At 56.1% G+C, this 15580-nt stretch carries 12 protein-coding genes; 10 read left to right on the forward strand and 2 right to left on the reverse strand.

Going from position 1 to position 15580, the window contains the following annotated elements; translation table 11 throughout:
• Positions 1–16: 16 nt before the first annotated feature.
• A complete protein-coding gene (locus tag Mag101_RS05365) occupies positions 17–2743 on the reverse strand; it encodes a TonB-dependent receptor (RefSeq protein WP_157520191.1) in 2727 nt (908 codons plus the stop codon).
• A 295-nt stretch (positions 2744–3038) separates the two neighbouring features.
• Complete coding sequence (locus tag Mag101_RS05370) at positions 3039–5180, reverse strand: carbohydrate-binding protein (RefSeq protein WP_232325147.1); 2142 nt, start codon at positions 5178–5180, stop codon at positions 3039–3041.
• 79 nt (positions 5181–5259) lie between these two features.
• Between Mag101_RS05370 and Mag101_RS05375 the strand changes: the two genes are divergently transcribed.
• The 10 genes from Mag101_RS05375 (at position 5260) to Mag101_RS05420 (ending at position 15554) form a co-directional block, all read left to right on the forward strand.
• On the forward strand, positions 5260–6549 hold the full coding sequence (locus tag Mag101_RS05375; protein ID WP_232325148.1) for an AraC family transcriptional regulator: 1290 nt from the start codon (positions 5260–5262) through the stop codon (positions 6547–6549).
• Between the two features lie 83 nt (positions 6550–6632).
• Positions 6633–7937 (forward strand): tRNA lysidine(34) synthetase TilS, encoded by a 1305-nt coding sequence (tilS, locus tag Mag101_RS05380; RefSeq protein ID WP_077401870.1) that lies wholly within the window; start codon positions 6633–6635, stop codon positions 7935–7937.
• 124 nt (positions 7938–8061) lie between these two features.
• Entirely contained in the window at positions 8062–9690 is a 1629-nt protein-coding gene (locus Mag101_RS05385; protein ID WP_077401872.1) for a CTP synthase, read from the forward strand.
• Positions 9691–9716: 26 nt separating this feature from the next.
• Entirely contained in the window at positions 9717–10562 is an 846-nt protein-coding gene (gene kdsA / locus Mag101_RS05390) for a 3-deoxy-8-phosphooctulonate synthase (RefSeq protein ID WP_077401875.1), read from the forward strand.
• 133 nt (positions 10563–10695) lie between these two features.
• The gene (eno, locus tag Mag101_RS05395) at positions 10696–11982 is read left to right on the forward strand and encodes a phosphopyruvate hydratase (protein ID WP_077401878.1); all 1287 of its coding nucleotides are present in this window, start codon (positions 10696–10698) and stop codon (positions 11980–11982) included.
• 221 nt (positions 11983–12203) lie between these two features.
• Positions 12204–12518 (forward strand): septum formation initiator family protein, encoded by a 315-nt coding sequence (locus tag Mag101_RS05400; RefSeq protein WP_077401881.1) that lies wholly within the window; start codon positions 12204–12206, stop codon positions 12516–12518.
• Positions 12515–13249: a 2-C-methyl-D-erythritol 4-phosphate cytidylyltransferase gene (gene ispD, locus Mag101_RS05405; RefSeq protein ID WP_077401884.1), complete on the forward strand. Its 735-nt coding sequence runs from the start codon at positions 12515–12517 to the stop codon at positions 13247–13249. The genes Mag101_RS05400 and ispD overlap by 4 nt, the downstream gene beginning before the upstream one ends.
• A complete protein-coding gene (ispF, locus tag Mag101_RS05410) occupies positions 13246–13725 on the forward strand; it encodes a 2-C-methyl-D-erythritol 2,4-cyclodiphosphate synthase (RefSeq protein ID WP_077401887.1) in 480 nt (159 codons plus the stop codon). The genes ispD and ispF overlap by 4 nt, the downstream gene beginning before the upstream one ends.
• A complete protein-coding gene (gene truD, locus Mag101_RS05415; protein WP_077401890.1) occupies positions 13722–14747 on the forward strand; it encodes a tRNA pseudouridine(13) synthase TruD in 1026 nt (341 codons plus the stop codon). Before ispF ends, truD begins: the two co-directional genes overlap by 4 nt.
• Positions 14748–14882: 135 nt before the next feature.
• The gene (locus Mag101_RS05420; RefSeq protein ID WP_198040100.1) at positions 14883–15554 is read left to right on the forward strand and encodes a protein-L-isoaspartate(D-aspartate) O-methyltransferase; all 672 of its coding nucleotides are present in this window, start codon (positions 14883–14885) and stop codon (positions 15552–15554) included.
• Positions 15555–15580 lie beyond the last annotated feature (26 nt).

The following is a 15580-nucleotide window of genomic DNA, read 5'->3' on the forward strand; positions in this document are numbered from 1 at the left end:
TTAATCCGGCAACGAATTAAAAGTTGTAGTTGCCGCGGATGCCGTAGAAGCGGGGCATGGAAATCGGCCCCTTGATGACGTGGTCACCGCCGCCAGCCCAGTAGGTTTCTTTCTGGTCAGTGAGGTTGTAGACAAACGCTTCTATATTCCACTGGTTATCCGGTGCTTCCAGCTTGAGGGTGCTGTTCACACTGTGGAATGCTGGGCGTACATCGCTGAATGCATCCGGGGTTTCCGTGACGAAAGCGTCGTAGTGTTTATCCACGTTCTGGAAGGAGTGGTACGACTTGTCCCGCCAGAAATAGCTCAGGTGAGGAACAAGGGCAAAACCATTGTTGAAGCGGAACGTGTGGGTGTAGTTCAGCTTGGCGCTGAGCTTCGGTGACGCTGCCAGTTCGTTGCCTTTCAGGTTGACCTTCATGGCATCGTTGTCTGGATTTGTAGCGGCACCGTGATCCACTTCGAACAGATCGGTAGCGGCGAAATCCCAGTGATAGATAAAGTCGCTGGTAATTTCGGTATCCAGCCAGGTGACGTAACCGTCGAAGCGACCGTTTTCGATCGGCGCCCAGTCAAACTCTACTTCCAGACCCTTGATGACCGCGGTACCTATGTTGTCGGTCTGGAATACGGTCTGGGTTTCGGTGGTGATTTCACCGGTCAGTTCGCCAGTTTCGTCCGCGCGCTCTTCAACATAGTAGGGGAAGATACCTTTGGCGGAGGCCGCCTGCATATCTTCATAATCGCTATAGAAGAGAGTCGCCATGACATTTAGGCTGCCGTCCAGGTAAGTACCCTTGGTTCCCAGCTCATAGGTGGTCACCACTTCCGGGTCGTAGGTGTTGCGGTGGCGTTCTTTGATGATGCGATCGCCATTGGCGTCGAGGAGATATTCCGCTGTGGATGGATCTTGCTCGAACTGCACAAACACATCGCCAATACCGCCGGACTTGAAGCCATTGGCCACATAGCCGAACGCCATCAGGTCGTCGTTGACGATATAGTCCAAGCCCACGCGGTAGTTAGTGAAGTCCCAGCTACCTTTGATCTGGTTGTCGCTGATCTCGGTGTAGATGGCGGGGTCGTCAAAGTAATCTGTGGGCAGCTGGTTGAACGCATCGCGGTCCCACGCTGGGAAGCAGCGCTCGCCGGTCTGCGGATTAATGGTGTCACCATTACAGGTCATGTTATGCCCGCCCACATCTTGCTTAGTGTCTTCGGTGTGACGCAGCCCCAGGGTCAGGTTCAGCTTGTCGGTGACCGCGTAGGTTCCCTGGGTAAAGATCGCCTGAGACTTAAGCGTGCGGTTGGGCTGGTTCCAGAAGTCAGCATTCGGTCCACTATTGATCCAGCCACCCTGCATATTGTTGTCTTCTTCAAAGTAGAAGGCGCCGGCGATCCACTGCAGCGGGCCTGAGCCGGTGGACTGCAGCTGTACTTCGTGGGACTGGGAGGTAAAGGTCGCATCGCGGAAGAAGATAGACATATCCCAGCCGGTGATACCTCGATCTTGGTCTGAATGCTGTGAGCGCACCTGCTCCGCCCAGCCGGCGTTGTAGACCAGGGCAATTTCGTCGGACAGGTCCCAGCTCAGGTTGGAGCGCACGGAATCGATACTGAGATCGAGAAATCCGGGTACGCTGACGTTAACGGTGTAGTCGTCGGCACCGGGGCCGTACACGCTTTCACAACCCAGCAAGCCGGTAACCGGGGTGGCAGAGATATTGCCGTCGGCATCGACATAGTTGCCGTCCCAATCCTTCTTGATGCGCTTGTCTGCCATGTCGCAGTTCAGGGTATCGGCGCCACCGGCGCTGTTATCCTGGAATTGCTCGTAGGCGAGCATCCACGACAGAGACTCGCTGGGCTCCCACAAGGCGCTCACGCGGAAAGCGTACTGGTCAGAATTGTTGTAGAAATCGGACGGGTCGGCTTTAACCAGTTCCTGTACCTCGCCACTGCCCCAGCGCTCACGCTGGCGCAGGCTGCGGTCTTCATCAGCGCCGGTATAGACCGGGGCATTCTGGATTTCTTCTGGCAGGTAGCGCACGTCCCACTGGTTGGGGTCGTAGTAACCGTCGAGGTACGAGTCGCGGGTTTCCTGCATAAAGGAAGCGCGCAGGGCGAAGGTCTCGCTCACTGGGATGTTAAGCACGCCGCGGGTTTGCTGGTGATTCCAGCGGCCGGCTTCAATACCAATAGACGCGTCAAATTCGTTGAACTCCGGTCGTTTGGAAATGATATTGACGTTACCGACGGTGGAGTTGCGTCCGAACAGGGTGCCCTGGGGGCCGCGCATGGCTTCCACGCGCTCCACGTCGAACATTAGCGCCATGGCGCCCTGCGGGCGGGGAGAGTAAATGCCGTCCAGGTGAAGGCCCACAGACGGATCGCCCAGCTCGGTGATATTGGTGGAGCGTACACCGCGCATGGCGACCACTGGCGCGGTCTGCGAGGAATCCATGGAAATTTCCATGTTTGGCACCATCTGTGCCATGTCCTTGATGTTGGTAAGGCCCTCGCGGTCGAGCTTTTCCTGGCTAAAAGCGGTAATGGAAATCGGGGTTTCCATTAGATTGGTTTCGCGTTTGGTCGCGGTGACGGTTACTTCTTCCAGAGCGTTGGTTGCGTAGGTGCCTTGATAGTCGCTTTGGGTTTCCTCGGTTGCTTCCTGCTGTGCATAGGCGAAGCCGGAGTTCACCAGTGCAATGGAGAGCGCCAGAGGCTTGTGCAATCTCTTCATCGGTATTCCTCTCATGTTTATTGTTTTCAGCCGCCATGTGGGCGACGGAGGAAATTTGCCAAATGTGATGGGTGCGGGCGTCCGGGTGCGGTTATTCGAACGCTAAAACCTAGTTTTTTTGGCGTTCGACTATCTTACGTCGACCCGAACATCGCGTAAATATTGAAAAATCAATGAGTTAGCGGTTTTGCTCAGTCGCGGAGGCTGGCTGGAATCGGTTGAAAAGCCGATTTAAAAAAAGGGCCGCGGGAGTGGTTCCGGCGGCCCGAGGTAAGAGAGAGTCCGTCAGCTGAGGTTAGTTTTCAAACAGCCACAGCTGGTTGTCATTGCCGTGGTAGGTCCACTGCTGGATATTGCCGCCGGCGCTGCTGGTGCCATCCTGCACATCCAGAGACTTGCCGCTCATGGCCGACAGAATGCGGAAGCGGTTGTCGGAAACCGGTTCGACAACCCAGTGCTGGTTGTCGCCGCCGCCGTACTCCCACTGCTGGATGTTAGCGCCGTTACTGGAGGAGACATCTTGGACATCGAGCGCGAGTCCGCTGTAGCTGTTTTCGATCCGGTAGTTGCCGTTGCTGAGTGTGGTGACTTGCCAAGACTGGCTACCACCCTGAATTACATTGCCGCCGTTGCTGGTGGCATTGTTGGCAACGCCCAGCAACAGGCCACTGGCTAGGTTGCGGATCTGGTATTCGCCATCGGCAAGGGTGCCAGATGGCGGTGGGGTGGGGTCCGCGGGTTCTTCTTCCCCGCCTCCCACTGCCAACTCGAACCAGTTCAGGTTGAAACCAGGGCCCGCCACTTGGAGGCGCAAAGTCTGGGTGCCAGCGCTCAGGTTCACAGAGGTGGAAACGGACTGCCAGCTTTGCCAGCCACCTGTGTTGGGCAGACTGGTGTCGGCCGCCTGAGCACTGTTGGCCAGCAATCGCAGTTGCCCGGTATTGGCGGTACTGGCCACACGGTAGGTCAGAGTGTATTCGCCGTCTTGTGGAGCATCGACACGGTAGTCCAGCCAGTCACCACTGTCGGTCCAGCCGACATTCTGGCCACCCCCGTTGTCGCTGGTGTCCTCCAGTTGGATACCCGACATGGCGCAGTAGTTTTCTGCTTCGACACGGCCGACGGCCTGCGCGGCGGCGGAGTCACAGCCTGCCGGGGGCGGCGTGCTTTCGCCGCTGTTTTTGATGGCATCGTAGAAACCCTGGTGCCAGCTGACGTTGCTCGCCCCGTTGCCGATATGGTTTTGGGCAAAATCGATCATGCCCGTATAGGCATTGGCGGGCGGGGTGCCGCCGTGGTTGATGTAGTTCACCACCTGGCTATAGATACTGTTGGGGGCGATGGTCCACAGGGTGCGGTCGTGGCTCATCTTTTTAAACGACCAGGGAAATTGGCCGGCGATGTTGTCGACGGACCAGTCGGTGAGCTGACGGATGATGTCGTTGTTGTCTTCGCCGTACTCTCCCAAGATCATCGGCACGCCCATGGCATTGGTGATGTCCGCGCGGGGATACAAGTCGACGATCCATGCGGTATTGCCGAAGACATAGTGATGGGTCTGGTACACCAGGTTGTGGTCCCAGCGGGCGCTGATACCGGTGTTGGTCTGGGTGGCAGAATCTGTCCAGTCGATTTTCTGCATATCCGAACCCCACCAGCTGCCCTCGGCAATGATTGCGTGGTTATCGTCCACTTCACGGATGGCATCGCGCATGGCAATCAGTGAAGGCAACAGTTCGTACTCGCGCCCGGCTTGGGGCACGGGCTCATTGATCAGGTCGTAGCCCCAAACTACCGGTTCATTTTTGTAGCGGTCGGCAATGTGTCGCCACACCTGGCTGGCAATCTGTACGTTACTGCCGTCCCAGAACTTCACCGAGTCCCGCGGTTGGCCAGCATTGGAGTCAATGTTGTCACTGTGGTCGCCGGGGTTCTGGTAGCCGGGGGCAGCGTGCATATCCAGCAGTACAAAGAGTCCGTGGGTTCGGCAGTAATCTATTAGGCGATCAAAATACTGGAAGCCCTGATCCGACAATTGCCCGTTCTCCCAGAACAGGTTGTAGTGGAAGGGTACTCGAACGGTGTTGAAACCGAGACTTTTCAGGTCTGCGATCTCCCGTTCGGTCACGTAGTTCAGTCGCCACTGGTGTTCGAATTCCTTCGCCTGTGCCATGCTGCCGAAAGTGGCTGCCAGACTATTTAGGAACTGTGTATGAGTGCGGTAATTGAAGTCTCCCATCATCAGGTAGCCTTCCCACAGCAGCCAGTTGCCGAGGTTGATACCGTTCAGGTGGATAGGGTCACCATTGCCGTCCACGATCTGAGTACCGTCTGTGTGGACGTACTGCGCGTGGGCCTTGTCAATGACGGTCAGGGGCGACAACAGGGCCAGCAGTGTTAGTAGGCTGCCTAACCTGTTTGCAGAGTTAAATCTCATCATGCTTTCCTTTATTATGCGTTTGATGTTGAGAATGTCGGGCGAGTGAACCGCCCACTGCACCCTAAGAGGTAGGGGTGTGCAGCGTCGTTCTGACGGCGTGAAATATGGGGTGTGTGATCAGTCGAACCCGTTCGGCTGGCGCGCGGTACTCGAACTTTCCGATGTGCCAGGAAAATTAGAAAAATATCTACAAATGAATCTGGTTTTATTTAACTTTCATGACGTGGTACTGCTGATGACGGCAATGCAGTGCCTCTTTTTTGCGGTTCTCCTGTTGGCCACGAATGTGAGTAAACAGGCCAGCACATACTTTCTTGCGGCTTTCCTTTTCTCCCATGCATTTATCCCGCTACATGAATTGGTCTTGTGGGGGGCAGAATTCAAGTTCACCGTGCGCGAGCTATTACCACAGATCTATTTTTTGGGCGGGTTTGCCTATTATCTGGACGGCATGTTGCTGTTCTTCTGCGTGAAGTCCCTGATCTTCCGCGATTTTTCACTGCGGACGCGCGATGCCGTACACCTGCTGCCGTTTGTCCTTGCGCTTCTTTATATGAGTGCGGTTTTCTTCCGCTTACCACTAGAGCAGCGCCTGGATCTCATCAACAGCGAAGATCTGGTGTATGGCTGGCACTATGTGTTGGTGGAGTTTCTGTGCAAAAGTTTGCGAGTAGCCTATTGCGTATGGTCGCTGCTGTTGCTCGTGCAATACACGCAGCGGCTGAAGTCGACACATTCCAATGTGGAAAAGGTGGATGTCACCTGGATTCGGACTCTGGTGTTTGGTTTTCTGGTGGTGATGGTGATGGAAGCGGTGTTGGGCATTGCCAAGATGTTCAGCCTGTATCAGCCGTACGATTTGATTGTGTTCGAAAAAATCGGTCTCACTGGGTACTACACCCTGTTCGTGCTGGTGAACCTGCTGGTATTCACTGGAGTACGTTATTTCGCCAACTTTGAGTCGGTGCGAGAGCCTGAGAAGCCGCGCAAGCCGGCTGCGGAGCAAGTCTGTAACCCGGCGCTTGCCGAAGAAATCGACAACAAGATGCACGCGGAAAAGCTCTACCTGCACCCGGATGTAACCATCGATCTACTGGCGGAAGGCCTAGAGATCCCGCCGCGCGATTTGTCGATGATCATCAACCGGCATTTTGAGGTGAATTTCTACGAGTTCATCAACCGCTACCGTATTGAAGAGGCGATGCGACTCCTGCGCAGTGCCGATGGGCAGGGGAAGACCATCACTGATATCTATCTGGAGGTGGGTTTTAATAGTAAATCGGTATTCAATACCTTCTTTAAAAAAGCAGCGGGTATGACGCCCTCCCAGTATCGCAGTGCAAAGACGGCTCCCCAGCCAGCTTGATTCTGCATGCCAGTGGTTCTCGCGCCGGGCCGCTGGCAGATATACTTTTGCTTTCTGTTTGCGTGTGATCACCCAGTTCCCTCATGTCCGATATTGCATCCAATCTGACCGAAGTACTGAAAACCGCACTGCGTCGTTATCCGGCCACCGGAGCGCTGTGGCTGGGGTATTCCGGCGGCCTAGATTCTTCGGTGCTTTTGCATCTTCTGGCAACGGCGAAGATCCCGTTTGCTGCATTGCATATACATCACGGACTCAGCGCACAGGCGGATGCCTGGTTGGCGCATTGTGAAGCTGAGGCGACGAAGCTCGGTGTGCCCTTTGTGGCGATGAAAGTGGAAGTGGATTGCAAGCGCGGTGGCGTTGAGCAGGGGGCCCGGGATGCACGTTATGCGGCTTTTTCTCACAAAATGAGCGCCGGTGATCAGATTTTGTTGGCGCAGCACGGCGATGATCAGTCGGAAACCTTTTTGTTGCGCCTGTTGCGCGGCGCCGGCGTATTGGGGCTTGGCGGTATGGCGCAGCACCGCGGGATTGGTACCTCGGGAGAAGGGAAAGCGCTCTTGCGTCCTTTATTGGGGGTGAGTCGCGCGGAGCTGGAGCAATATGCGCTAGCCAATCAGTTGCGCTGGGTCGAAGACGACAGCAACGCCGATGCCACTTATGACCGAAACTATCTTAGGAGTCAGGTAACCCCTTCCCTGAGGGCGCGTTGGCCGCTGAACGCGCGAGTGGCCCAGGCTTCCGAGAATTTGCGCGAGGCCGCGGGCTTGCTCGAGGAGCTCGCCGGAGAGGATTTGAGCCGCTGCGGTGCTCGCCAGGAAAGCTTTGGCTGCAGTATCGGCCTTACGGCATTTCGCGACCTGTCGGTTCCCCGTCAAAAAAACCTGTTGCGCGAATGGTTGGCCAGTTTGGGCGCCCAGATGCCAGAGGCTGCCCACCTTGAGCAAGCGGTACTTCAAACAGAAGCCCGGGACGACGCGGCGATTGAGGTCCCCCTGGGGGAGCGGGTTGTGCGTCGTTATCGTCATCGCCTGTATCTCACACCACAATTGCCTCGTCTGAAATTAGAGGCGGGAGAGGGTGAATGGTTGTGGGATGGTGTGGTCTCGTTGGTGTTGCCCGGTGGCTGGACGCTCAGTCCCAGTGTCGACTGGCCGTCCGGGGAATACTCCGTACGCTTCCGCAGCCATGGCGAGCGGGCCCAGCCGCGAGAGCGCCATCACTCCCAGACCCTGAAAAAGCTGCTCCAGGAGTACGGCCTTCCTCCCTGGTTGCGCGATCAGGTACCGCTGGTGTCCCGCGAAGGCACCTTGTTGGCAGTGGGCGACCTTTTCGTTACCGAAGAAGGTCCTTTGAAACCGCCAATCTGGGCGTTTTTGGATTGAGCAGAAACCCGCTTTCTGGTAGTCTGGCGTCCCATCTCAAAGGCACCGAGTTGCGCGAGTCTGCGCGCTTGAGCCAGTCCCGCACGCCCGAACTCGTCGGGCATTCAACTGACCAAGGTTTTGCATGACGCGCTACATTTTTGTCACAGGCGGCGTGGTTTCCTCATTGGGGAAAGGTATCGCCTCCGCCTCTCTGGCCGCTATTCTTGAAGCCCGCGGCTTGAAGGTCACTATTCTTAAGCTCGATCCTTATATCAATGTGGATCCAGGCACTATGAGCCCATTCCAGCACGGCGAGGTCTATGTGACCGAAGATGGCGCCGAGACTGACCTGGACCTGGGCCACTATGAGCGTTTCGTTCGCACGCGCATGTCCAAGCGCAACAACTTCACCACTGGCCGGGTATACGAAACCGTGCTGCGCAAAGAGCGCCGCGGTGACTACCTGGGTGGTACCGTACAGGTGATCCCGCACATCACCGACGAAATCAAGCGCCGGGTGATCGAAGGTGGTCGCGATGTAGACGTGGCGATCGTTGAGATCGGCGGTACTGTGGGTGACATCGAATCCCAGCCGTTCCTCGAGTCTGTGCGTCAGCTGCGCGTGGAAATGGGCATCAATCGTGCCCTGCTGATTCACCTGAGCTATGTGCCGTACCTGGGCACTGCCGGTGAAACCAAAACCAAGCCGACCCAGCACTCCGTAAAAGAGCTGCGCTCTATCGGCCTGCAGCCAGACATGTTGCTGTGCCGTTCCGAGCGCGCTATCGACGATGACTCCCGCCGCAAAATCGCGCTGTTCACCAACGTGGAAGAGCGCGCGGTAGTGCCGCTGCCCGATGCCAAGACCATTTACGGCGTACCGCGCATGCTGCACGAGTACGGCCTCGATGAAATCGTCGTAGAGAAGCTCCAGCTCGAGTGTGAAGCCCCGGATCTGTCTGAATGGGACGACGTGGTTGATGGCAAACTGAATCCAGAGCACGAAATCACGATTGCCATGGTTGGCAAATACATGGAGCTGCTGGATGCATACAAGTCTCTGATTGAAGCCTTGATTCACGCCGGCATCAAAACCCGCACAAAGGTCAACATCGACTACATCAACGCTGAAGATGTTGAAGGCGAGAATGGTCTGGACCTGATCAAGGGTGCCGACGCGATTCTGGTACCTGGCGGCTTTGGCGAGCGCGGCCTGGAAGGCAAGCTTGAAGCGGTTCGCTATGCCCGCGAAAACAATATTCCATTCCTCGGTATTTGCCTCGGCCTGCAGTCTGTGGTGATCGAATACGCGCGCAACGTACTCAATCTGGACGGCGCCAACAGCACCGAGTTTGATGGTAAGACCCCGCACCCGGTTATCGGCCTGATCACCGAGTGGATCGACAGCGAAGGCAATATTGAGACCCGTGATGAGAAGTCCGATCTGGGCGGTACCATGCGTCTTGGTGGCCAGGAATGTCGCTTGGCGAAAGATTCCAAGGCTCGCGAAATCTACGGTGAAGATGTCATCGTTGAGCGCCATCGTCACCGTTACGAAGTGAACAACAACTACGTCGACCGCCTGCAGCAAGCGGGTCTGAAAATCGGCGGTTGGTCTGCAGATGACACTTTGGTGGAAATGGTTGAGCTGCCTGAGCACAACTGGTTCGTCGCCTGTCAGTTCCACCCGGAATTTACTTCTACCCCGCGTGACGGCCACCCTCTGTTTGAGAGCTTCGTAGCTGCGGCTGTCGAGCACAAGCAGGCTTAATCAAGAAGCATAAGCAGGCGCAGATAATGAAAACAATTGAAGTCGGCAAACTGAAAGTTGCCAACGACAAGCCGTTCACCTTGTTTGGCGGCATGAATGTACTGGAATCCCGCGATATGGCCATGAAAGTGGCCGAGCACTATGTCAATGTCACTGACAAACTGGGCATTCCTTACGTTTTTAAAGCGTCTTTCGACAAGGCGAACCGTTCTTCCATTCACAGCTATCGCGGCCCCGGGATGGAAGAGGGGCTGAAGATTTTTGAAGAAGTCAAAAAGACCTTCGGCGTGCCGCTGATTACCGATGTGCACGAGCCCCATCAGGCGGCTCCGGTTGCCGAAGTCGTGGACGTTATTCAGCTGCCTGCTTTCCTCGCGCGTCAAACCGATCTGGTTGCTGCCATGGCAGCAACCGGTGCGGTGATTAACGTGAAAAAGCCGCAGTTTATGAGTCCGCCGCAAGTGAAAAATGTTGTGGAAAAATTTGCTGAGGGCGGTAACGAAAACATCATTTTGTGTGAGCGCGGTGCCTGTTTCGGCTACGATAACCTCGTGGTGGACATGCTCGGTTTCCGCACCATGATCGACGCCTCTGGCGGCGCGCCACTGATTTTCGACGTGACCCACTCTCTGCAAATGCGCGCCCCTGGTGGTGCGGCATCTGGCGGTCGTCGCTCCCAAGTAACCGAGCTGGGCCGTGCGGGTCTAGCCATCGGCATTGCTGGTCTGTTCCTCGAAGCACACCCGATCCCGGACAAGGCACTTTGCGATGGACCAAGCGCGCTGCCTCTCGAAAAGCTCGAGCCTTTCCTGGCGCAAATGAAAGCCGTGGATCAGTTGGTGAAAAACCTCGAGCCGCTCGATACCAAATAGCCCGCTACCAGATAATAGACAAACGAATAACTAAAATGAGCGGCCCAGAGAAGGCGGCCGCCGCACTTAAACTTCACAGAAACACACATTCCGAGTAAATAATTTCCGGAAAAACAAGGAGCCCGTTGTAAACATGAGCAAGATTGTTGCTGTAAAAGCTTTTGAAGTATTGGATAGTCGCGGTAACCCCACCGTTAACGCCGATGTAATTCTCGAGTGCGGCGCGGTAGGTTCTGCCTGTGCACCGTCTGGCGCTTCCACCGGCTCCCGCGAAGCCCTCGAGCTGCGCGATGGCGACAAAAGCCGCTACCTGGGCAAAGGCGTTCTGAAAGCAGTTGAAAACATCAACGGCGAAATTGCCAAGCTGCTGGTAGGCATGGATGCAACCGATCAACGTGCCCTCGACCAGGCCATGATCGACGCCGATGGCACTGAAAACAAATCCAAGCTGGGTGCAAACGCCATCCTGGCCGTGTCCCTGGCCGCAGCCAAAGCTGCAGCTATCTCTAAGGGTGTTCCCCTGTATCAGCACATCGCCGAAGTAAACGGCACCGCGGGTGAGTACACCCTGCCGGTACCGATGATGAACATCATCAACGGTGGTGAGCACGCCGACAACAACGTCGACATCCAGGAATTCATGATTCAACCGGTAAAAGCCAAGTCTTTCGCCGAAGCGCTGCGTCAGGGTGCTGAAATCTTCCACGCTCTGAAAAAAGTTCTGTCCGCACAGGGCCTGAACACCGCCGTTGGTGACGAGGGTGGCTTCGCCCCGAACCTGCCTTCCAACGAAGGTGCACTGAAAGTTATCGCTGAAGCCGTAGAAGCCGCTGGTTACAAACTGGGCGACGACATCACCTTGGCTCTGGACTGCGCATCTTCCGAATTCTACAAAGACGGCAACTACGACCTGTCTGGCGAAGGTAAAGCATTCGATAGCGCCGGCTTCGCCGATTACCTGGCCGAGCTGTCTGAAAACTACCCGATCATCTCCATCGAGGATGGCATGGACGAAAGCGATTGGGACGGCTGGAAAATTCTCACCGATAAAATCGGCGAGAAAGTACAGCTGGTGGGCGACGACCTGTTCGTAACCAACACCAAGATCCTGAAAGAAGGTATCGAGAAAGGCGTTGGTAACTCCATCCTGATCAAGTTCAACCAGATCGGTTCTCTGTCCGAGACCCTGGACGCGATCAAAATGGCCAAAGACGCAGGCTTCACCGCGGTTATCTCTCACCGCTCCGGTGAAACCGAAGACACCACTATCGCTGACCTGGCTGTTGCTACCGCTGCTGGCCAGATCAAAACTGGCTCCCTGTGCCGCTCCGACCGTGTAGCCAAGTACAATCGTCTGCTGCGCATCGAAGCCGAGCTGGAAGGCAAAGCGCCTTACCGTGGCATTGCCGAGTTCAAGTAATTCGGTAAGCCCGGTAAACTGGCTTAAACTCGTGACGAAGTTGAGACTTTGACGCGAAGGCTTCGGCACCGGCAGTGGTGCGCTAGACCTTCACCGCCATGGATGGCGGTGCAGAGCCCCCAGGGATGGGTTTACGGCGTGTCTAGCGCACCACTGCCGGTGCCGGAGCCGCCACGAATTGAAAGTCGTGGTTATCCCCAAGCCAGAAGAGAACAAAACAAATGAAATGGCTGCTGGCAATCCTCACAGTAATGCTGCTGGTCTCCCAATACCGATTGTGGGTGGGCGAGGGCAGTTTTGCGGATGTGACCAGACTGGAACGGCAGCTTGAAGAGCAGCAGCGAAAAAATGCTGCACTCGAGCGGGAAAACCGCCACCTTTTGCGGGAAGTCCGTAGCCTTAAAGAAGGCACCGACGGCGTCGAAGCCAAAGCCCGCTACGATCTCGGCCTTATTAAAGAAGGCGAAACCCTGTTTATTTTTCTCGATCAGGATGAGCACAAAAGTCCTGCGCGGTCACAGCGAGAAAAACAATGATTCCCTCTCATAGCCACGCGACCTCCGATTACTGGGTCGTAGTGCCTGCCGCTGGCGCCGGCAAACGCATGGGCGCAAATACACCCAAGCAGTACCTGCCCATCGATGGCAAGCCACTCATCGCCCATACCCTCGAAAACATATTGTCCTGGCCCGGACTGAAAGGTGTTGTTGTCGCGATTTCTGCAGATGACGAAGTATTCGCAACGCTCGAATGTGCACAAGACGACAAGATTCAAACCGTTATTGGCGGTGCCGAGCGCGCCGACTCTGTTCTTGCCGCCCTTGAATACCTGAGTCAGCACCAATCACCCACGACCTCGGTGTTGGTCCACGATGCCGCACGGCCGCTAGTCAGCACAGACGATATACACAAGCTACTCAGCGCCGCACCGATGGCTCTGCTTGCCCAGCCCGCCAGCGATACCGTAAAGCTCGCTGGAGCAGAGAGCTGTGTACGGCAAACCCTGCCCAGAGAGCAAATTTGGCTGGCGCAAACACCACAGAAAGCGCCACTCGGTACTTTGCTGCAAGCACTGCAACGCGGTCTTGATGAGAACCCCAAGGCAATCACCGACGAGGCCAGCGCGCTCGAATTAGCGGGCCATGCCCCCGAGCTGGTAGCGGCCTGCCGCAGCAACTTCAAAATTACCCACCCGTCGGATCTGGTGCTCGCAGAAGCGTTGCTTCGCCATCGGTCTGGCGGCGCCTCATCAGGAAACAATCTATGAGCCTCAGAATTGGCCAGGGCATCGATGTACATGCCTTCGGCCCTGGAGATCACGTCGTCCTGGGCGGCGTTCGCATTCCGCACGATCAGGGGTTGGTCGCACACTCTGATGGTGATGTGCTTCTGCACGCCCTTGCTGACGCGTTGCTGGGCGCACTGGCCCTCGGCGATATCGGCAAGCATTTTCCAGATACAGATGCGGCCTATTCCGGTGCAGACAGCCGTGTGCTGCTGCGCCATGTGGTGAGCCTGATTCATCAGCAAGGGTACCGGCTGGTTAATGCCGACGCGACACTGATCGCTCAGGCGCCCAAAATGGCCCCGCATATCGATGCTATGCGTGCAAATATCGCCGCAGACTGCGCCGTGGATACTGGTGCAATCAGTGTTAAAGCGACCACTAGCGAAAAGCTCGGCTTTACCGGCCGTAAAGAAGGTATCGCCGCCCAAGCGGTGGTGTTGCTGGAGAAGCTGTGAACGACTCCGTAAATCATTCTGAAAAAGAAGGTGAGCAAGCCTGGGATCTGAATTGGCCCCGTGCACTTGGCGGAGCCGCACTGCAGGCGGACTTCCGCAGCCTGCCTGAAGACTTTGTGGTGGATGAACTGGCCGCGCCTCAAGAGGAGGCTGGTGAGCACGTGTACCTGCACATTCGCAAGCGTGGAGCCAACACCGGCTTCGTTGCCCAGCAACTGGCTCAGCTCGCCGGGGTGCAAAGTAACGATGTGGGCTACTTTGGCCTGAAAGATCGCCACGCGGTGACTACCCAGTGGTTCAGTGTTTGGCTGGCACAGAAACCTGAACCCGATTGGGCTCAGCTGGACAATGAAGAAATTCAGGTACTGCGGCATTTTCGCGGTGCACGCAAGCTGCGTCGCGGTGGGCATTTGGCGAACCGTTTCCAGATTCGGCTGCGCAACGTATCGGGTGACCGTGCGGCGGCAGAAAACGTACTCGCGCAGGTACACAAGGGTGTACCCAATTATTTTGGTGAGCAGCGCTTTGGACACAATGGCGGTAATCTGGACCTGGTAGAGCGTATCGTGGCGGAGCCAATCGCCGGCAAGCGCAAGCGCCTGCCGCGCAACCAGAAAGCTTTTGCTTTATCCGCAGCGCGCAGTTGGCTTTTTAACCAGGTACTGGCTGCGCGGATAGAACAAAGAACGTGGATGGAAACCCTGGAAGGGGAGCCGGAAGCGACAGGCAGCGGCCCATTGTGGGGGCGCGGAAGAAATACGGCCTCTGGCGAGCAGCTTGCGTTGGAGGAAAACGCGATGGCGCCTTGGCAAGCCTGGCAAGACTGGTTGGAGCATGGTGGTTTGAGCCAAGAGCGCAGGCCATTAATGCTGATACCTCAGGGGTTTGAGTATCGATGGGAAGAGCAGGAAAAGGGCACGGATCTGGTGCTTACCTTTGCTTTACCTCCGGGCACATTTGCCACTGCGCTGCTGCGGGAAGTGGCGAAGCTAGCCAACCAATCTTCTGTGGCCCTAAAATAAGTAAAAATTAACGACAACAAACTGTGGCTGTGGAAGCGAGTGTCTTCCCGGTCAATCGCCGGAAAGCGTGGTTCCTTTTTGTTTGAGGACTACTTGGGGGCCGGTGATGCGCTTGTAGGGAGACTTTCAATCCTTATGGATCGATTTAGACACGAAGGCCTGGGCATGACCTCCCAGCGCACCCGTAACCGTTTGATTCAACGGTTGCGCGACGAAGGGATCAGCAACGAAGAAGTGCTGGATGTTATGGCATCCACACCCCGTCACCTGTTTTTGGATGAAGCTCTCGCGATCCGCGCCTACGAAGACACCGCACTGCCCATCGGCTATGGGCAGACCATCTCCCAGCCCTATATTGTTGCTCGAATGACTGAGTTACTACTCAGTCGAGCCTCCTCACGCGCGCGCGTATTAGAGGTTGGCGCCGGTTCGGGCTACCAGACTGCCATTCTCGCCCGCCTCGTTGAGAAGCTGTATTCAGTGGAACGGGTTGAGCCTCTGTTGGTCAAAGCTCGTCAGCGGATGCGTGAATTGGGGATATTTAATGTGGAAATGCGCTTGAGTAGTGGCGGTTTCGGGTGGCCGGAAAAGGAAAGCTTCGATGCCATTTTGTGCGCGGCAGCACCCGCGACGGTTCCCGATGAATTGCGCGAGCAGCTGGCACCGGGCGGCGTGATGGTTATTCCTGTGGGGAGTGAACGCCAGTATCTGACGATTGTCACTCGCAGCGAAGATGGAGAGCGCTTCGATGTGGAGAAAGCCGAGCCGGTTCGGTTTGTTCCGTTGTTAAGTGGAGTGGTGCGCTAATGACCACGGGAAACAACTCATCGGGA

Origin of the sequence: Microbulbifer agarilyticus (genome assembly GCF_001999945.1) — a bacterium.
Lineage (GTDB): Bacteria > Pseudomonadota > Gammaproteobacteria > Pseudomonadales > Cellvibrionaceae > Microbulbifer > Microbulbifer agarilyticus_A.